Below are 18,412 nucleotides of genomic sequence, written 5' to 3'. Positions count from 1 at the left end.
TTCACCTACTTATTTAAAGTTTGCCAGTAGTAAATAGCCAGAACTGTTTTTGAATCTTCAATTGTGCCATCAGTAACCCCTGCTAACGCCTCTGTCAAAGAAAGGGACATTAATTGAATGTTTTCATCAGCATCCTGTGGCAACTTGGTTATTACCTGTTTGAGTCCCGTGGCTACATAAAGAGTCATATACTCGTTTGTAAAACCAGGACTTGTATAAAAGCCAGCAACCCGTTTTAAATTATCTGCTTGATAGCGCGTTTCTTCGTTAAGTTCACGAATCGCAGTCGTCTCATCAGATTCACCAGCCTCAACTTTTCCAGCAGGAATTTCAAGCGTCGTTTTCTTTATGGGTGCGCGCCATTGTTTTTCAAAAATGGCTTTGTTGTCATCTGTAATTGCTAAAACAGCAATGGCATCTTGATGCAAAACCACATCCCGATTAGCTAACTCACCATTTGGTAATTTTACTGTTTGTTGGTAAACGTCAATAATAGCTCCGTTGTAACGGGGTTCACTTTTGACAATTTTTTCTTCAAAATTCATTAATTATTCCTCGAACTTTTTTAAATTTACTTTGTAGATTCATCTTTAGCTTGATCTGGTGTTTCAGACGGCGTGTTGTCAGTCACTAAACTCACTTTGACTGCCTGAAGGCCCTTTGCACCTTGGACGACTAATAAATTAACTTCATCGCCCTCATGTAATATCCGAAAACCCTCGCCTTCGATTGCAGAATAATGTACAAAAACCTCTGTACCATCATCCAAAATAATAAATCCAAATCCTTTATCTTTATCAAAACTTTTGACTACCCCATGTTCCATGAAACTCACTCCTCGCTAGTCTAGCTATTATCTCATTTTAGACTGCTCCTTTAAACATCATACTGATAATTAAGAAAAAAGTAAATTAATTACCGTCTAGTTTGCACACATCTTAACGGATAATAAAAAAATCTCATCAATCATTGTCAAAAATTAGATTCGACAAAATTTTGATGAGATTATTTTTTTGAATTAAGCTTCTAATCCTTCTTCAACTGTTTCTGGATAATTTTCGCGAACAATTTTGGCACAACGCGCACATAATTCAGGATATGCTGTATCTGAACCAACATCCGTTTTAGTCATTCGACAACGGGCACAAACAGAACCTTGCGCAGGTGAAACTTTAACGGCCATTCCCTTAAACTGATCGGCATCTGCAGGAGCTTGATCCAAATCTTCAACTTCTAATTTAGAAATGATCAACAACAAACGTACATTTGTGTTCAAATCATTTAAAAGTTGGTTGGTATCTTTGTCAACATATAGGTTAACTTGAGCTTCCATAGATTTACCAATCATTTTAGCATCGCGGGCCTCTTCCAAAGTCTTCAACACATTAGAACGAATTCCCTTGAATTTTTCCCAGTTGGTAAAAATGGTTTCTTCATCGGCAAAATGTTGTACTTCTGGCATTTCTGCCAATTGAACAAATTCTTCCGGCTCTTTCAAGTACTCCCAAATCTCTTCAGTAGTATGAGGCAAAATTGGCGTAAGCAATTTTGTTAAGCCAACTAAGATTTCGTAGAAGACGGTTTGCATTGAACGACGACTTTGACTCTTTTCAGGATCAATATAAACCACGTCTTTAGCAAAATCGAGATAGAAGGCAGACAAGTCGGTGATCACAAAATTCATAACCCGTTTGTAAATATTTAGAAAATCATATTTTTCATAATCATCGCGTAAAGTTTGAACCAACTTGTTATATTTAATCAACATATATTTGTCTGCTGATTCCAAATTTTGATAGGCCACTTTATCAGTTTTCGGATCATAATCCGTTGTGTTTGCTAGCAAATAACGCAGCGTATTTCGGAGCTTCTTGTAACTATCAGAAATCTTCACAAAGTTTTCCATTGAGACACGAACATCAGATGAAGAATCGACTGAAGCAACCCATAACCGAACAATTTCAGCACCCATTTTCTTGATTACCTCACTTGGCACAATCGTATTACCAAGTGACTTACTCATTTTATGACCTTGGCCATCCAGTGTAAATCCTTGGGAAACCACCTGTTTATATGGTGATTTGCCAGAAACAGCTACACTGGTAATTAGACTGGAGTTAAACCAACCACGATACTGGTCAGATCCTTCAAGATAAAGATCAGCAGGATAGGTGAGATAGTCGCGTTCCGCCAAGACACCTTGATGTGACGAGCCAGAATCAAACCAAACATCCATAATGTCAGTCTCTTTCGTGAATTTACCATTTGGTGAATGCTCACTAGTAAAGCCTTCCGGAAGTAAGTCCTTAGCTTCACGATCAAACCAAACATCGGAACCATATTTTTCAAACAAGTCAGCAACATGACCAATCGTTTCTTTGGTCATGATTGCTTCACCATCTTCACCATAAAAGATTGGCAATGGCACACCCCAAACACGTTGACGAGAAATTACCCAGTCACCACGATCACGAATCATGTTGTAAAGACGTTTTTGACCCCATGATGGTGTGAACTTAACATCATCAATCGCCTTAAGGATTTTATCTCGAATTTTATCCACTGAAGCAAACCACTGAGGAGTTGCTCGGAAGATAACGGGTTTCTTGGTCCGCCAATCAAATGGATAACTATGTTTGTAAGGCATGTAGTCTAATAACAAGTTAGCTGCCTTTAATTTATCTAAGGCAATTTTATTTGCATCATCATAGAAGACACCTGCAAAATCTTTACCAGCTTCATCTGTCATATAGCCTTGATCATTTACAGGTACTAAAATATCTAAACCATACTGCTGACCAACACGGAAGTCATCTTCACCAAAACCAGGAGCAGTATGAACTAAACCAGTTCCGGCATCTAATGTCACAAAATCGCCCAACATGACAACTAATTTACGCTCTGGATAGAATGGATGTTGCGTTAAGACACGATCCATGTCAGCACCTTTAACTGTTTTAAGAACTTTCACATTTTTCCAGCCAAATTTCTCGGTCACATTGTCAACTAATTCTGTGGCAATCACGAATTTGCGGGTTTCACCTTCAGGCTGCACAACTGAATAATCAAAATCAGCATCAATTGTAACCCCTTCAGAAGCAGGAATTGTCCAAGGAGTGGTTGTCCAAACCACCAAATAGGTATCAGTATCCAAGACCCCTTTGCCATCTACAACTTGTTCCGCAAAGAAAGCTGATGGTGAAGTGACATCATGATATTCGACTTCTGCTTCTGCCATGGCAGATTCAGATGACCAAGACCAGAACACAGGATGTTTTCCTTTATAAATCAAACCTTGTTCCGCCATTTTACCAAATGTACGAATTTCTTGAGCTTCAAATTCTGGTTTCAAAGTCAGATATGGATTATCCCACTCACCAGCAACTCCCAAACGCTTGAAGTCTGCTTTTTGCATTTCAACTTGCTTCAACGCATAATCTCGGCAAAGTTTACGGAACTCTGTGGTTGTCATTTTTTTTCGATCATAGCCGGCTTTTTTTAATTGCTGTTCAATTGGTAAACCATGGGTATCCCAACCAGGGACATAGGGAGAACGATAACCTGCCATAGATTTGTAGCGCACAATAATATCTTTGGAAACCTTATTCATGGCATGACCCATGTGGATATTGCCGTTTGCGTATGGAGGTCCATCATGCAAAATAAAGGTTGGTTTACCCTCATTTAACTTTTGTCGTTGTTCATACAGTTTATTTTCTTCCCAAACCTGTTCGCGTTTTAGCTCATTAACAGGTAAATTACCGCGCATCTTAAATTTTGTCTTTCCTAAATTCAATGTGTCTTTTACACGCATTAACTCTCACTCCTTAAATTATTTTTTGATATAAAAAAAGACCTCGTCATAAGGGACGAAGTCTTCGTGGTACCACCCAATTTTGAAAACACTAGTAATGTTTTCCTTAATTCAATAACGGCTTTTAAACCGATCAAATCTACCTGAAGTCAATTTGATTTCTCAGAGATGATATCTCAAATGGATTCTGATTAGCCTCTCATCAATTCGCTAACTCGCTGACAGTTTGCCATTCTTAATGTATTCTCTTCAAAGAAAATCTATTCATTTTTAGCATTAACATGAAGTCCAGAATTTTCATGATCTTCTGAATCTGATTCGTCATTTGGAAAGACAACTACCGTTTCTGGAGCTGTATTCTTTGAATCATCTTCGTCCTCATTATGAGAGTCCCCATCCTGTTTAACCGATGTTTCGGTTGAATTCTCAGCTGGTTTCTCTTTTTCCTGAAGAAATTCATCATCTTTTTTCTCTGGTTCAACAGCCGGCGTAATATCGCGAGCGTCTTCTTCATCAACTGAGTTTACTCTTGACTCTTTGATCTTGTCAAGGGTTCCAGTATGCAACATTGCATCCTTCAGGTCGCTCACCTGCACATCTTGATCTTCTTTTAAAATACTATCCCATTCGCTGCCATTAATCATCTGCAATTGAGAATCAACCAAAACTTGAACCCGTTGGCGATAAAGGCGCGCATTTTTACGTAACTCGTTGGTTGCTAAGATAAGTCGCTTTGCTTTTTCAGCCTGCTCATCAATCACAGCCTCCGCACTAACCCGCGCTTTTTGAACCATTCCATCGGCCTGCTTTTGAGCTTCTTCAGCAGTCAACTCTGCTTCCCGCTTAGAACTACTCTTAACCTTGTCTGCCGCATCTTGTGCAACCAAAATTGATTTATTAAGTGCTTCTTTCATATCATCGAAATATTCAATTTTAGTTTCAGCATTTTCTACTTCTTTTTGTAAAGAAGAGATTTTGTCTAATGCCCGTCGATATTCAATTGCAACTTGTTGTAAAAACTCATCAACTTCATTAGGGTTATAACCGCGCATTTTATTTGAAAATTGTTTGTTCTGAATATCTACTGGATCTAAAGACATACTGATTCCTCCATTATTTTTTCTTTTTACTACTAATAATTGAAATTAAAATTCGAATTTTATTTTTTTTGGTTTTGCCTTCAATACTGTCAAGCCGCATACGCCCATATCCACGAACTGATAACAAATCATTTGCTACCAATTCAAAATCAGGTCGTTGATGAGGTTTCCAGTTCAAAGTAACCTTCCGTTCTTCTAATAATTCCTTGGCGTGGTTACGAGACAAATGAAAACCCTCTGCAATCACAGAATCAACTCGAACTGACGCTACTGTTGTACTACCCGATTCCCAGTCATTTTCAGGTTCAACTGCATCACTTAACTCTTTTTCAGCCAATCGGACCTTGACATTGCCAATTTTACTAACCTGTGACAAAAAGAAATCTACCATTTCAGATTTTACAAAAAACTGCCACTCATCGCCATTAGAAATGATATCCCCAAACGTGTCTCTTTCCACGCCCATATTAGCAAGCGTCCCTAAAACATTGCGATGATGAATTTTGGCAAACTTTACCGGATAGCCAATGTTCATTAAACTGACATTGAAATCCTGTCGTTCTGGCACAAAATAATCCGGAAAAATAATTGCCCGTTGCATTTCTGCTCTGGAATATCCACCAAAGCTTTGAACTTTGATATCATCCAAACGATTGACTAACGTTATCAAAATGAAAATTTCCCGTGGATTAAGAAAATTTGTTAACACAAATCGGTTTTGATCACGTACTTCTTGAATCCAGCCCGTTGCTTCATCTACAAACGGTGCTTCCTCAGGACGAAAATGTTGCATAATATTGTCCATTTTTAGTTATTCCCCTTATAAAGAACCTAATATAATAAACAAATATTGAATTCCGTACTGTGCCATTTCTAAAACCAAGATAGCTATGATGGGTGAAAAGTCCAACCCAAAAATAGGTGGAATAAACTGAAACACCTTTAGATAGGGCATACAGATTTTAGCAAGCCATTGTCCAAGCTTAGTTTGGTAAGCACCTGGAAACCAGGACATCAAAACGAATACGAAAATCAATAACATGTACAATTGAATAAGTTTACTAATAATATTAAATAAAAAGACCAAATGTTTACTCCTTATTTATATTGTCGTGACTCAAATCTCCATTTTGAATATTTGAGTACAGACTGCCATTAATTTCAAAGCTCTTGGGCGTACACAAAAATATATGTGTGCCCACTTCTTCAATTGAACCATCAATGGCAAACAACGTTCCAGATAAAAAGTCAACGATCCGTTTGGTTTGCTCATCATCAATACGTTCAAAATTTAAAATAACAGCCTGTCCAGCGATTAATTGTTTTGCAGCCTCTTTAGCATCACTAAATATCCTTGGTTCAAATAATGCAATTTGGCTTTTTGAATCCGAAATATTATCATTATCCATCGCAGTCACCTTGTCATCAACATCTGTTCGCTGATTGAAGTCAGTATCAGGTTGCCCTTGTTCATCATCCAACCCGAACAGTTTATTAAATCGATCATTTAATGCCATACAGATCGCCTCCTAATAATGACGCTGTATCAAAGAACTGGGACAAAACAGTTGTCTTGTTCCCAGTCCTTGTAAAATGATATTCAATTACTTACGACGACGTTTGAAAAATGGTGGAGTATCAACACCCTTGTCGCCATCATTATCTGAATCATTAAAAACATTAAAATCTTTCTTTTCAATATCTTTAAATTCATCATCATCCTCAACAGAAGTTGGCCGAACACCATTTGAATTTGATTGACGCAATTGCCAATCACCAAATGGATCATCTTTTTTAGCGCTTTTTTCTTCTGATTTTGGAGCAGCACTACTTGTATTCGACGTGTTAAATGCAGGAGTTGAATTTGTGGAACTCTTTGTAGCTGCCGGAGTATCAAAACTTGTCCGTGCAGTTGCTCGATGCATTGGACGGTCGTTTTTCTTGTCAATACCAGTTGCAATGACAGTGACACGTACTTCATCCTTCATATTTTCGTCGATCGATGTACCAAAGATGATATTAACATCATCAGTAGCTGCTTTAGCAACAATTTCTGAAGCAGCTTGAGCTTCAAACAATGAAAGGTCCGGACCACCAGTAATGTTTAACAGGACTTGCTCTGCGCCATCAATTGAAACTTCAAGTAATGGTGAAGAAATGGCCTTCTTAGTTGCTTCTTCGGTACGGTTTTCACCGTTTGCAGAACCAATTCCCATTAAAGCAGACCCTTGATTAGACATAACAGTTTTAACATCAGCAAAGTCCAAGTTAACGTAACCGGGTGAAGTGATCAAATCAGAAATACCCTGAACACCTTGACGTAATACGTTATCAGCTTCACTGAATGCTTCCATCATAGGGGTTTTTTTGTCAACCATTTCTAACAAGCGGTTGTTAGCAATGATAATCAAAGTATCAACTTGCTCTTTCATTTGAGCAACACCTTCAGCAGCAAAACGTGCGCGCTTTGGTCCTTCAAAACTGAAAGGCCGAGTCACAACACCTACCGTTAAGGCTCCTGTTTCTTTAGCAATCTTAGATACTAATGGTGCAGCACCTGTACCGGTACCACCACCCATTCCAGCAGTAACAAAGACCATATCTGCACCTTCAAGAGCTGAAGATATTGTTTGTTCACTTTCTTGAGCAGCTTTGGTACCAACTTCAGGAGTTGAGCCAGCACCTAATCCCTTTGTTAATTTAGGTCCTAATTGAATTTTTGTTTCAGCTTTTGATTGTTTTAAAGCTTGAACATCTGTATTGGCAACAATAAATTCAACGCCTTTGACACCTTCAGCAATCATTCGATTAACGGCATTGTTCCCGCCGCCACCGACACCAATAACTTTGATGTTTGCACCAGCATTTTGTTTATCATCCATTGTAAATTCCATCCCTTTTTCCTCCATAATTTTAAAGTTAGTCAAAGAATTCGCTAAACCAGCGCTTGATACTTGCAACTAAGCCGCTAAATGAGAAAGAATTCTCTTTCTTTTGTTTTGGTTTCTTAGGTGCACTCTTCGTCGTTTGACGTACATCTTCACTATTTGTTTGTGGTGCAGGATCTGTATCGTCAGACGCAAATGTCTGTTGTTCTGGAATTGTCCGCGTTCCCGCTACCATCGCGCTCTTTGCCAAAACATCAACCTCACTTAGTGAAGCTTCATAGTTTAGTATAGCGTAAGCTTGTGAAAATGCTGGATGTCTTAAGCCCATTGGTTCAGGCACATACAATTTGACGTTTGTTCCAAAAATATCTGCAGCCAAACTTTGAATTCCCGGAATTGCCGCAGCGCCGCCAGTAATGACGACCCCACCTGGCATATCCAATGCATCAATGTTCTCAAGATGATTATAAGCGTTGTTTAAGATTTGTTCTAGTCTCGCTTCAATAATCTCAGCCAAATATTTCTCAGTGATTTGGGCTGGTGCAGATTGCCCAACAACCTCGACTGGAAAACCATCATCACTAGCGCCATCGGCAAATGCATAGCCATATTCGCGTTTTAGCTTTTCGGCGTTACTCAAAGATGTATTCAAAACAACTGAAATATCTTTGGTAACGAATTGGCCACCCTCTTGATCAACATATGTATACTTCAAATGATGATCATGAATAATTGCTGTTGTTGTCTGTCCTGCGCCCATATCGATGAGAATGGTACCAAAATCTTGTTCCCCATCATTTAAAACAGTTTTTCCAAGCGCTAAAGGATTTAGAACTAGATCTGTTAAATGTAATCCAGCCTGTTGAATTGCGCGTTTTGTATTGTGAATGATCGTCTTGGGACCAGTTAGCACAGTTCCGTTCATTTCTAAACGAACACCAACCATTCCCCGTGGATCTTTGATACCATCAAATCCATCAACAACAAATTCATCAGGTAAAACATCAATTACTTCTTGTTCTGGTGGCAAGCTGTGTACAGAAGCTGCATTAGCAACATTAATCACGTCTTGGTTAGTAATTTCACGTGATGTTTCTGCGATTGCAATCATACCACGACAAGGCTCGATTTTTAACAAATTCGCCGGAATCCCAGCAACTACTTCATGAATCTTTAAATTTGCTTTATTTTCTGCAACTGAAATTGCTCTTTTAATCGCTGCTGATGCCTTGTCAATATCGACAATCACGCCACGATTCATTCCATCAGAGCGTTCACTTCCCACTCCAATAACACTCATTTGCTCATTTACGTTCTCAGCAACAATGACTTTTATTGAGGTGGTTCCTATATCAAGTCCAACATAAATTCCTGAATTATCCATAATAAAGGAACCTCCTAAACATACCCTATTTTAGACCTTTGTATATACTCTCAAGTTTACCATAACTTCAATGTATTTAAATAGTCAATTCTTTTAAAAAAATGAGTAAAAAACCTAAAAATTCAAAAAATACTGCTAATCCACACATTATTTTTCATTTTGGGTCATTACTCGTTTAATTTGTACTTGCAACACTACTGGAAGTGCTTACTGAACTTGTCGTACTCGTTGCAGAATAAGTTTGTCCCGACGAGCTTGAACTAGAGGTGGTCGAATAACTACTACCACTACCGACTGAGCTTGAACTAGAAGACGACGAACTAGTTGCCGTTTCCTTACTCTTATTCTTGAAAGGATAAGAGTAAGCCCCCACCTCTAAATCGATAACTCCTTTTTGTTTCATATCTGCTGCCATTTGTGGATAATACTTCATTTTTTCTGCGAAGGTTGGTAAAACCGCATAAACCTCATTGCCGTCATTCATATAAAGATGCAGTTTATTGGGATTATCCTTGCTTGGCACATAATCAATTTCAGAAATACCAGTGCGAACCACTGAAGGTAATTCTTGGAACTGTGTAAGTAACGTTTTTAATACACTCGCTGAGTGAAAGTTTTTAAAAACGGGATAATCACTGGACGGTTGCTTTTTTGACTTGTTGATTACCTTTCCATTATCTAAAATGGTGTAGTAATACTTATTTCGCAAAACTAGCCCAGCAATTGAATTTTCCTTCACTGTTACCTTTAAATGATTGAATCCTTGGCGTTTTATTTTGTAACTTACAAGTTTAGGTTGTTTCTTATAAACTGACGTCGATTTGTTTCGTTGTCCAAAAAGATAGGGAAAAATCCAATCATCTTTTTTCACATTGCCGATCTTCATGATTTGCGTCTTAGAAAATTCTTTATTTCCTGTCACTTCTATCGACTGTATATGACTAAGAGGTGAAAGTAAGTACCCTGCAATAATTAAGATCAAAATTAAAACACAGCTAAACCAAATCCAAAATTTTTGTGGTGCCTTTAATTTTGGCACAAAAGTTTGCGATCTTTTCTTTTCTTTTTCTGCTTTCTTTTTCTCAATTGCCTGGTTACGTTGTACCTTTTCCCAGGGAGTCAATTCCCGTTTTGGCTGAGGAGTTTTCGTTTTCTTTTTTCTAAACACGATCGCCACCCCATTTTCTATTTTTTAATCACCGATTCCAAAACATTCAAAAGATCTTCTGCTGCTCGTGGGCGACCCATTTTTTTAGCTGCTTCACCCATTTTTTTACGTTTGTTTTCATCGGTCATGAGTTCATCGGTAGCTTTTACTAATGAATCTGCATCTAAGTGAACCTCAGGTAATAATTCAGCAGCACCCTTTTTCACCAAACTTCGCGCATTTTTTGTTTGATGATCATTGGTTACATAAGGACTTGGCACCAAAATTGAAGGAATTCCTAACGCTGTGATTTCAGCGATACTAGTTGCTCCCGCCCGACCTAAAATTGCCTCAAAGTTTGGTAGCAATTCAGGCATTTTACTAATGTATGGTCGAACCACTACATTACTTCCTAAATCGGATGGCTTGATGGCAGCCATAATTTTTTGGTAGTGTACCTGACCCGTGACAAACAAAACCTGATAGTCTTTTTGCTTAAGCTGTGGGAGTGCTTCTACTGTTGCTGAATTAATTCTTTCTGCACCTCGACTACCACCAAAAATTAGTAACGTAGGAAGATTGCTTCTTAATCCATACTCACTAAGTGCATCGTTTGGTTGCATTAACGCGACTTGAGTTGCTCGTGGGTTACCAGTGAAAACAACTTTTTTAATTGGAAATTGCGAACGGGCATCCTCAAACGAAATTCCAATTTTTGTTACAAAATGGCTTAAGAATTTGTTGGTAACACCTACCACACTATTTTGTTCATGAATCACCGTTGGAATTCTTTGGAGACTCGCAGCAAAAACTACCGCCCCACTAACATAGCCACCAGTTCCCACAACAACATCAGGCCTAAATTCTTTAATCATTTTATGGGCATCACCGACACTTTTCAAAAACAGACCAATCGTTTTAAAGTTTTCTAAGGACAACGATCGTTTGAAACCTTGAATTTTAATCGTTTTAAACGCAATACCCTGAGCGGGTACAATTTTGCTTTCCAATCCTTTTTCAGTTCCCACATACAAGATTTCAGAATTTGGTTCGCGTTTTTTTAAGGCTTCTATTAAGGCCAATGCTGGATAAATGTGACCTCCAGTACCGCCGCCCGAAATCATTAATCGCATTGTTTAAGCCTTCTTTCCGTTTTGAAGGGTTTGAACAGCGTTAATGAATTCATCCCCACGAACTTCAAACGTTTTGTATTGATCCCAACTTGCATTGGCAGGAGATAACAAAACCACGTCCCCAGCATCACTTGCTTTGTATGCAAGCGGAACAGCATCCAACACTTTATGAGCGAACTCAATTACGGGAACCCCAGCATTTTTTGCAGTCTCAGCCAGCAAGCTACTTGTTTGGCCAACTAAAATAATGGCTTTAACATGGGCTTTAAAATCAGCTTCCAACTTTTCAAACGTATAGCCACGATCTAATCCACCAGCAATTAAAACGATTGGTTTTGTAAATGAACGTAGCGCAACTTGAGTAGCTTCAATGTCGGTGGCTTTTGAATCATTGTAGAAATCTCGGTCATTCCAAGTGGTGACGTACTGAACGCGATGTTTAACGCCACCAAAGCTTTCTAATACGTGGACAATTGACTCATTCGACTGCCCTTCAATTTTAGCCACTGCAATTGCCGCCAACGCATTTTCAACATTTTGTACACCAGGTACTTTTATGTCTGAAGCCGCAATAATCTTTTCACCTTTAAAGTAAAGATCTTCGCCTTTCTGGTAGGCGCCATCTTCAGTTAAATCCTGTCGAGAAAACGGGACAACCTGAGCTTTAGTTTGTTTGCTTAAGTGTTGCCATTCTGGATTATCCCAGTTAATCACCAAATAATCTTTTTCGGTTTGATTTTTAGTAATGTGCATTTTATCACGCACATAGTTTTCACGGGTACCATGCCAATCCAAATGATTAGAAAAGATATTAGTAATTACAGCAATATGGGGTTTGAGTGTCGTCACACTGGCCAACATAAAGCTTGATAACTCAGTCACCATCGTATCTTGAGACTGAATTTTTTGCACAACTGTAGTTGCAGGAATACCAATATTTCCGGCCAGATAAGCATGTCCAGCAGGACGTTTTTCATCAAGCATCAGCTGAATCATAGTTGTGGTTGTTGTTTTACCATTACTTCCGGTAATTCCGATCATTTCACCACTTAAAACTTGATACGCAAGTTCGGGCTCTGAAATAATTGGAATTTTTTTGCTGAGTGCGCCTTTAATGATTGGATTTGTATATGGGATTCCTGGGTTTTTAACGATGAGTTCAAAACCTTCGTCCAATAAAGTTAGGGGATGACCACCTGTAACCACTTTGATACCATCTTCTAACAATTCCTGGGCATCTGGATTCTCGTCAAATGGTTTGGCATCATTCACCGTAACTAATGCTCCCAATTTCTGTAATAATCGGGCTGCACTCACCCCACTTTTTGCCAATCCTAATACCAATATCTTTTTATCTTGATAGTCTGTAATATCCTTCATGACTCTTTCCCTTCAAATCAAACTTTATTATTTTGAGGACGTAGCAGAATGCGTTCAAAAATCTAAACTAGTTAAGAATGCCAATCAATGCAATCATCGCACCAATTAAGCCGACACACCAAAACACGATATCCACTTTCCACTCACTCCAACCCAACATTTCAAAATGATGGTGGATTGGACTCATTTTAAAAATACGATGACCGGTAAGTTTAAACGAAGCAACTTGTAAGATGACACTAGCTGTTTCACAAACAAAGACAACCCCAATTAACAGCAAGGCAGCTTCGTGATGCACTAAGATGGAGACGGCAGCTAAAGCACCACCTAAGGCTAAAGATCCCATATCACCCATGAATATTTTAGCTGGTTTATGGTTAAAGATGAAGAACCCAAGCAATGCCCCAATGATGGCTAAACAAAAGATAAGCACATCAAATTGATTTTGCACCGCCGCAATAATGGCATACGCGCCAAAGGCAATGATTGCTAGTCCACTCACCAAACCATCAAGACCATCCGATAAATTGACCGCATTTGAAAAACCGACCAACCAAAAGATGACAAACAATGCAAACCAAGCACCAAGATGCCAGCCACCTACCCAAGGTAAATTAAGTACTTGGGCAAAACCTTCGTGAACATACACAAAATAAAAGATAACAGCACCCACAACCTGGCCTAAAAATTTCTGCCAAGCTTTCAATCCTTCATTTTGTTTTTTCATTAGTTTGATACTGTCATCCCAGAAACCAAGAAAACCATACATAATCAAAATTACAATCAAAATTACGCCTGTTGCATTAATTTGATGACTTACAATTTCAAAAAGCAAACTGCTCAGACTGATGGCTACTATAAAAATCAATCCGCCCATTGTGGGGGTTCCAGATTTTTTTTCGTGCCATTTGGGACCTTCTTCACGAATCATTTGGCCCTCATTGCGACTACGGAAATAATTGATAAACGACGGCATGGCTGCCACCGTTATTAAGAAACTGACAAGTATCGTTCCAATCTGCTCTATCGAATTCATAGTAAACTCCATTCTCTCTTACTTTTGCTTAAGTTTTACCGTCAAAGTTTGTCCGCTTTGAATAGTCGCACCGGCTTTTATCGATTGTGACTTGACAAAACCGGTTCCGGAAAAGTCTGCCTGTAAACCAACTAACTTAGTTAGCTTAAGCACATCGTTACGTGACCATCCCGACATGTTTGGCATCTGCATCTGACCACTTGTCACAAGAATAACGCGCTGACCGGCCAGCATTTCAGTATTGGCAGCTACTGATTGTCGAGTCACAGTATTACCCGTTCCCAAAACCGTGGCCGCGATGCTTTCTTTGCCAAGTTGTTTGGTAGCTGTATCAGCAGTTTCGCCAACCATATTTGCAATTTTTGCTTTTCCGGTTAATTGGTTCTTAGCCGTAGTTGAATTTTCTCCTAAGGCTTGTTTCATAACTGGACTGAAGATTTCATCCAAAAGCTGAGTTGCCGTTTTTGTAGCAGGCAACGTTGGCTGTTTCATTGTGATATACATGATGTACTTTGGATTACTTGCAGGAACCATGCCAACAACTGAATATAGATAACTATCATCTGTATTCAAGTATGTCCCATTTGATCCCACGACTTGAGCAGTTCCAGTCTTAGCCGCAACACGGTACCCAGATAGCTTAAAATCGGAGCCAATGCCATAACTCTTATAAACAACATCTTGCATCAATTTACGAACTTCTTTAGCTGTTGAACTACTAATTGGATGTGCCACAGTTTTCGTCTTCATTCGGTAAGTAACCTTGCCTGTGTTACTGTTAACTATTTTTTTGATATATTGTGGTTTTACCATTTTACCATTATTCGCAATTGCCGTGAATCCTTGTAGCATTTGCATCGTGGTGACATCTATTCCTTGACCAAAAGCAGTATCAGCCTGATCAATTGGGTAAGAGAACTGCATACTTCCCTTCGCTTCACCACTCAAGCCAGAATTTGTGCTTTGCAAGAATTTGAACTTTTTAATGTACTTCTTCCAAGTCTTTGCACCCATTTTACGTTCCAAATGGGCCATCGCAACGTTACTTGATCGGGCAAAGCCTTCTTCATAGGTAATTAATCCCCAACCTGAGGTTTGCCAATCTGGCACGACTTGACCATCTATTTTATAAGTTCCAGATTTATACTTTTCCTTAGCATTAAAATGGCCACTATCAATGGCCGCAGCAGCCGTAAATACCTTCATGGTCGATCCTGGCTCAAAAGTGTCTTGAACAATTGAATTGCTCCATGCTTTACTAATGCCACTTTTAGTTGTGGGATTAAATGTTGGCCGTTGTGATGTAGCTAAAATAGCACCGGTTTTGGCATTCATAATAGTTGCCGTCATAGACTTAGCATGGACCTGTGCTTGGACCTTTGTCATTTCAGACTCAAGTAAAGTTTGTAAACGGGTATCCAACGTTGTGTAAATGTTTTCGCCATCAACTGCAGCTTTCTTTTCTTGAGAGGAAGGCAACTGATACCCAAATTTATCCTTTTGAATGGATCGTTCCCCATCAGTTCCCGTTAATTTTTTGTTAAAGGCACTTTCAATACCCATAATACCTTTTAATTGGGTAATATCCGAACTCTTCTTCTGAACCGACGCCGTAATTCCAATCAAATTTGAAGCAAAAGTACCGTTTGGATAAAGTCGAGCTTCAGATTGAATAAAATTGATACCAGTCAGTTTATAAGATTCAATTTTTTCTTTCGTAGCTACCGAAATATTTTTTCCTGCCGTTCCAAATTCTACTTGAAACGAGTTCTTATTAGTTGGATTTAACGCTTTAAGGGCTTCTTTTTTTGAAATTGGTAAATATTTTGCCAAAATCTTAGCAGTTTTAGCCTTATTAGTGACATAGAGTGGCTTCTTATTGGCACCCACCTGGGATTTATTCAAAACTGCATAAATCGAGTATGTGCTAGTATCCTCCGCAATTGGCTGACCAGATGCGTCGAGGATGGATCCACGCTGTGCTTTGAGCACTTTATTATCTGTATATAAACGACGGGCCTGTGAACTCAAATTGATGTGTTCTACAGTCCCGCCAATTGCAATGTAGGAAAAACGTAGAATTAAGATCACGAAGAGGGCAATGGCTATGAAAAAAAGCCATTGACCGAACGCTCTTCGATTGTGGCTTGATTTGTTATTATCGTCCTTTTTTGAACGCTTTTCGTTATTGTTCATTTATTAACATTCCTTATATTTGAAGTTGTCAGGCTTAATCCATACTGTTTCGCAATTTTGTTTAAGCGAGTACGACTGGAAAGCTGGTTCACTTCCTGTTTCAAATTGCTGTTATCAGAAGTAACTTTCGTAACTTGCTCTTGCGAACTAGATAAATTATGTTCAGCGCTTGATAATGCAATTTTACCAGAAACTACAAAAATCATTAAGCCTGTCAAAATTATACCGCAGAATGTCATTAAAATTTTCTCGAATTTTGAAAATGGCAAAGACTTTGGAATGACGACAGCTTTTGCCTTATGTAGAGTCCCTTCTTTAAGATCCGGTATACTTCGTTTTACGGGTTTACTCGCCGGAAATGCTTCTGCTAAATTATTTTGTGCCATTATAAATCAGTCCCTATTTTATTTTTTCAATAACTCGGAGTCTTGCGCTATGAGCGCGATGATTATGTGCCAATTCGTCCTCACTAGGTAAAATGGGTTTTCGGGTAGCCAATTTAAAATGGGGTTCAAGCTCTTTGGGAATAACTGGCAAACCCTGAGGAAGTTCAGGTAAATTTGCTTGTTCTTTAAAAATATTTTTAACCAATCGATCCTCTAATGATTGAAATGTGATCACACTAATTCTTCCGCCAACCTTTAACAGATCCAAGGCCTGCTCTAAAGAAGTCTCCAAAACACCTAATTCATTGTTAACCGCAATTCGAATAGCTTGGAAAACCCGCTTTGCAGGATGTCCTCCTGTACGACGTGCAGCTGCCGGAATTGCTTTTTTTATAAGTTCAACTAGTTCGCCAGTTGTTTGAATTGGTGCAATTTCTCGTTGTCGTTCAATTTCACGAGCAACTTGTTTAGAATAGCGTTCTTCACCATATCGAAAGAAAATCTTCACTAATGATTCATATGACCATTGATTAACCACAATTTGAGCGGTTAATTCAGCAGATTGATCCATGCGCATATCAAGTGGTGCGTCGTGTTGATAACTGAAACCACGACTAGCGTCATCCAATTGGGGTGATGAAACTCCTAAATCATAGACAATGCCATCCACGTGTTGAACGCCATACTCTGCCAAATCTTTTGTAATATTTTTAAAATTATCTTCAATAAAAGTAACTTGATTACGATCTAAATAATCTTTCAAATGACTTTGATTATATTCAATCGCTGCAACATCCTGATCGAAAGCATACAAATGACCCTTTTGACTTAATTGGCTTAAAATCAACTGACTGTGACCCCCACCACCAAGGGTGCAATCCACATAAATACCATCTGGATTGAGATTTAATTCGTCAATTGCTTGGTTTAGTAAAACAGTTGTATGTTGAAACTCACTCATTTTTCTTACTCCTACAAGCCAAAATCAATTAAATTTTCAGCAATATCGTCAAAATTTTCTTCTGTATCTGCAGTTACTTCATTCCATTGGGCTTCATCCCAAATTTCAAATCGATTTGATACACCGACTAAAACACATTTCTTAGTAAGTTTTGCATGTTCACGTAATTGTTTCGGAATATTAATTCTGCCTTGCTTATCAAAATTACATTGTGTTGCATCTGCAAACAAAAAACGTACAAAAGCACGATTATTTCGTTTGTTCAACGGTAATTTTTTTAGATTATCTTGAATGTGTTGCCATTCTGCCAGCGGATAGCCAAACAAACAGCCATCTAAACCACGTGTGATAACAAAATCAGTTCCAAGATCTTCCCTAAACTTGGCAGGAACAATTAGTCGTCCCTTGGTATCAAGTGAATGTTGATATTCGCCCATGAACATACTAATTGCCCCTTTCCTATCGATTACAAATTTAGTTTACCACTTTGTACCACTACCTACCACCAATTTCGAAAACTATTTTAAAATGCTTAATTTTTATTATATTTATGATAAAAAAGCGTTTTTATATTTATCAAAATATTCTTTGTAATTACTAGTATAACAGCATTCATAAATAAAAATAAACTTTGGTGGATGATTGGTGGGGATTTTTTTAAAATTTTAAAGTAAAACCAATCAAAAATGGTGATCTTTTGATATTTTTGAAAAAAATTTGAAAAGTTAAAATGAACACGTTAGAATAGGGAGTAACATTTCGGAAAGTGGTGCCTTATGAAAAAAAAGAAGAGTACATTTCAAAGAGTTACGATGATTGTGGTTTGGATTATGATTATTAGTATGGTTGGTTCAGTCGTTTTAACAGCTATATCTTCACTTGGATTATTAGGATAAAAAATGAGGAACACCATTTAATTGGTATTCCTCATTTTTTATTTTTCGCTAATCTCAGGACAGCTCGATAAAACGATAAGCCACAAAATAT

Annotated in this window: 18 protein-coding genes and 1 other annotated feature; of the genes, 1 reads left to right on the top strand and 17 read right to left on the bottom strand. The window is 38.3% G+C overall.

Annotated features, from left to right (window positions below; translation table 11 throughout):
• Positions 1 to 5: 5 nt before the first annotated feature.
• The 17 genes from PPA04_RS04635 to mraZ all read right to left on the bottom strand — a co-directional run bounded on the left by PPA04_RS04635 (position 6) and on the right by mraZ (position 17,868).
• Positions 6 to 545, bottom strand: coding sequence for an NUDIX hydrolase (locus PPA04_RS04635; RefSeq protein WP_057783914.1), 540 nt, complete (start codon positions 543 to 545; stop codon positions 6 to 8).
• A gap of 26 nt (positions 546 to 571) precedes the next feature.
• Positions 572 to 826, bottom strand: coding sequence for a cold-shock protein (locus PPA04_RS04630; protein ID WP_057783916.1), 255 nt, complete (start codon positions 824 to 826; stop codon positions 572 to 574).
• A gap of 192 nt (positions 827 to 1,018) precedes the next feature.
• The gene (gene ileS, locus PPA04_RS04625; protein ID WP_057783918.1) at positions 1,019 to 3,814 is read right to left on the bottom strand and encodes an isoleucine--tRNA ligase; all 2,796 of its coding nucleotides are present in this window, start codon (positions 3,812 to 3,814) and stop codon (positions 1,019 to 1,021) included.
• Between the two features lie 48 nt (positions 3,815 to 3,862).
• Positions 3,863 to 4,076: a binding site (T-box leader), on the bottom strand.
• Positions 4,075 to 4,914 (bottom strand): DivIVA domain-containing protein, encoded by an 840-nt coding sequence (locus PPA04_RS04620; RefSeq protein ID WP_057783920.1) that lies wholly within the window; start codon positions 4,912 to 4,914, stop codon positions 4,075 to 4,077. (Overlaps the previous feature by 2 nt.)
• 13 nt (positions 4,915 to 4,927) lie before the next feature.
• Entirely contained in the window at positions 4,928 to 5,719 is a 792-nt protein-coding gene (locus PPA04_RS04615) for a YlmH family RNA-binding protein (protein ID WP_057783923.1), read from the bottom strand.
• 15 nt (positions 5,720 to 5,734) lie between these two features.
• Positions 5,735 to 6,001 carry a YggT family protein gene (locus PPA04_RS04610; protein WP_260267417.1) on the bottom strand — a complete coding sequence of 89 codons (267 nt, stop codon included), beginning with the start codon at positions 5,999 to 6,001 and terminating at the stop codon, positions 5,735 to 5,737.
• Between the two features lie 4 nt (positions 6,002 to 6,005).
• A complete protein-coding gene (locus PPA04_RS04605) occupies positions 6,006 to 6,431 on the bottom strand; it encodes a cell division protein SepF (RefSeq protein WP_057783925.1) in 426 nt (141 codons plus the stop codon).
• 87 nt (positions 6,432 to 6,518) lie between these two features.
• Positions 6,519 to 7,808 (bottom strand): cell division protein FtsZ, encoded by a 1,290-nt coding sequence (ftsZ, locus tag PPA04_RS04600; RefSeq protein WP_057783927.1) that lies wholly within the window; start codon positions 7,806 to 7,808, stop codon positions 6,519 to 6,521.
• Positions 7,809 to 7,833: 25 nt separating this feature from the next.
• Positions 7,834 to 9,186, bottom strand: a complete 1,353-nt coding sequence (gene ftsA / locus PPA04_RS04595; RefSeq protein WP_057783928.1) for a cell division protein FtsA — start codon at positions 9,184 to 9,186, stop codon at positions 7,834 to 7,836.
• Between the two features lie 175 nt (positions 9,187 to 9,361).
• Positions 9,362 to 10,354, bottom strand: a complete 993-nt coding sequence (locus tag PPA04_RS04590) for a cell division protein FtsQ/DivIB (protein ID WP_057783930.1) — start codon at positions 10,352 to 10,354, stop codon at positions 9,362 to 9,364.
• A 17-nt stretch (positions 10,355 to 10,371) separates the two neighbouring features.
• Positions 10,372 to 11,466, bottom strand: a complete 1,095-nt coding sequence (murG, locus tag PPA04_RS04585; protein WP_057783932.1) for an undecaprenyldiphospho-muramoylpentapeptide beta-N-acetylglucosaminyltransferase — start codon at positions 11,464 to 11,466, stop codon at positions 10,372 to 10,374.
• 3 nt (positions 11,467 to 11,469) lie between these two features.
• Positions 11,470 to 12,846 carry a UDP-N-acetylmuramoyl-L-alanine--D-glutamate ligase gene (murD, locus tag PPA04_RS04580; RefSeq protein WP_057783935.1) on the bottom strand — a complete coding sequence of 459 codons (1,377 nt, stop codon included), beginning with the start codon at positions 12,844 to 12,846 and terminating at the stop codon, positions 11,470 to 11,472.
• 67 nt (positions 12,847 to 12,913) lie between these two features.
• Entirely contained in the window at positions 12,914 to 13,882 is a 969-nt protein-coding gene (gene mraY / locus PPA04_RS04575; RefSeq protein ID WP_057783937.1) for a phospho-N-acetylmuramoyl-pentapeptide-transferase, read from the bottom strand.
• A gap of 18 nt (positions 13,883 to 13,900) precedes the next feature.
• Entirely contained in the window at positions 13,901 to 16,078 is a 2,178-nt protein-coding gene (locus PPA04_RS04570; protein ID WP_057783939.1) for a penicillin-binding transpeptidase domain-containing protein, read from the bottom strand.
• Positions 16,075 to 16,464: a cell division protein FtsL gene (gene ftsL, locus PPA04_RS04565; protein ID WP_057783941.1), complete on the bottom strand. Its 390-nt coding sequence runs from the start codon at positions 16,462 to 16,464 to the stop codon at positions 16,075 to 16,077. Before ftsL ends, PPA04_RS04570 begins: the two co-directional genes overlap by 4 nt.
• A gap of 13 nt (positions 16,465 to 16,477) precedes the next feature.
• On the bottom strand, positions 16,478 to 17,425 hold the full coding sequence (gene rsmH, locus PPA04_RS04560; protein WP_057783943.1) for a 16S rRNA (cytosine(1402)-N(4))-methyltransferase RsmH: 948 nt from the start codon (positions 17,423 to 17,425) through the stop codon (positions 16,478 to 16,480).
• An 11-nt stretch (positions 17,426 to 17,436) separates the two neighbouring features.
• A complete protein-coding gene (mraZ, locus tag PPA04_RS04555; protein ID WP_057783945.1) occupies positions 17,437 to 17,868 on the bottom strand; it encodes a division/cell wall cluster transcriptional repressor MraZ in 432 nt (143 codons plus the stop codon).
• A gap of 333 nt (positions 17,869 to 18,201) precedes the next feature.
• On the opposite strand from mraZ, the gene PPA04_RS04550 reads away from it, so the two are divergent.
• A complete protein-coding gene (locus PPA04_RS04550; RefSeq protein ID WP_084254242.1) occupies positions 18,202 to 18,321 on the top strand; it encodes a DUF4044 domain-containing protein in 120 nt (39 codons plus the stop codon).
• The last annotated feature ends 91 nt before the right edge of the window (positions 18,322 to 18,412 follow it).

It is taken from the genome of Pediococcus parvulus, from assembly GCF_007990205.1.
In the GTDB taxonomy this organism is placed as follows: Bacteria; Bacillota; Bacilli; order Lactobacillales; family Lactobacillaceae; genus Pediococcus; species Pediococcus parvulus.
The sequence above is the reverse complement of the archived record's forward strand: the minus strand, read 5'-3'. Positions and strand labels throughout refer to the sequence as shown.

Coding starts and splice junctions, on each gene's coding strand:
- PPA04_RS04615 (WP_057783923.1), bottom strand. CDS start 5,719: ATGGACAATATTATGCAACATTTTCGTCCTGAGGAAGCACCGTTTGTA.
- ftsZ (WP_057783927.1), bottom strand. CDS start 7,808: ATGGAATTTACAATGGATGATAAACAAAATGCTGGTGCAAACATCAAA.
- PPA04_RS04630 (WP_057783916.1), bottom strand. CDS start 826: ATGGAACATGGGGTAGTCAAAAGTTTTGATAAAGATAAAGGATTTGGA.
- mraZ (WP_057783945.1), bottom strand. CDS start 17,868: ATGTTCATGGGCGAATATCAACATTCACTTGATACCAAGGGACGACTA.
- murD (WP_057783935.1), bottom strand. CDS start 12,846: ATGAAGGATATTACAGACTATCAAGATAAAAAGATATTGGTATTAGGA.
- murG (WP_057783932.1), bottom strand. CDS start 11,466: ATGCGATTAATGATTTCGGGCGGCGGTACTGGAGGTCACATTTATCCA.
- PPA04_RS04620 (WP_057783920.1), bottom strand. CDS start 4,914: ATGTCTTTAGATCCAGTAGATATTCAGAACAAACAATTTTCAAATAAA.
- PPA04_RS04570 (WP_057783939.1), bottom strand. CDS start 16,078: ATGAACAATAACGAAAAGCGTTCAAAAAAGGACGATAATAACAAATCA.
- PPA04_RS04635 (WP_057783914.1), bottom strand. CDS start 545: ATGAATTTTGAAGAAAAAATTGTCAAAAGTGAACCCCGTTACAACGGA.
- ftsA (WP_057783928.1), bottom strand. CDS start 9,186: ATGGATAATTCAGGAATTTATGTTGGACTTGATATAGGAACCACCTCA.
- rsmH (WP_057783943.1), bottom strand. CDS start 17,425: ATGAGTGAGTTTCAACATACAACTGTTTTACTAAACCAAGCAATTGAC.
- ftsL (WP_057783941.1), bottom strand. CDS start 16,464: ATGGCACAAAATAATTTAGCAGAAGCATTTCCGGCGAGTAAACCCGTA.
- PPA04_RS04605 (WP_057783925.1), bottom strand. CDS start 6,431: ATGGCATTAAATGATCGATTTAATAAACTGTTCGGGTTGGATGATGAA.
- mraY (WP_057783937.1), bottom strand. CDS start 13,882: ATGAATTCGATAGAGCAGATTGGAACGATACTTGTCAGTTTCTTAATA.
- PPA04_RS04550 (WP_084254242.1), top strand. CDS start 18,202: ATGAAAAAAAAGAAGAGTACATTTCAAAGAGTTACGATGATTGTGGTT.
- ileS (WP_057783918.1), bottom strand. CDS start 3,814: ATGCGTGTAAAAGACACATTGAATTTAGGAAAGACAAAATTTAAGATG.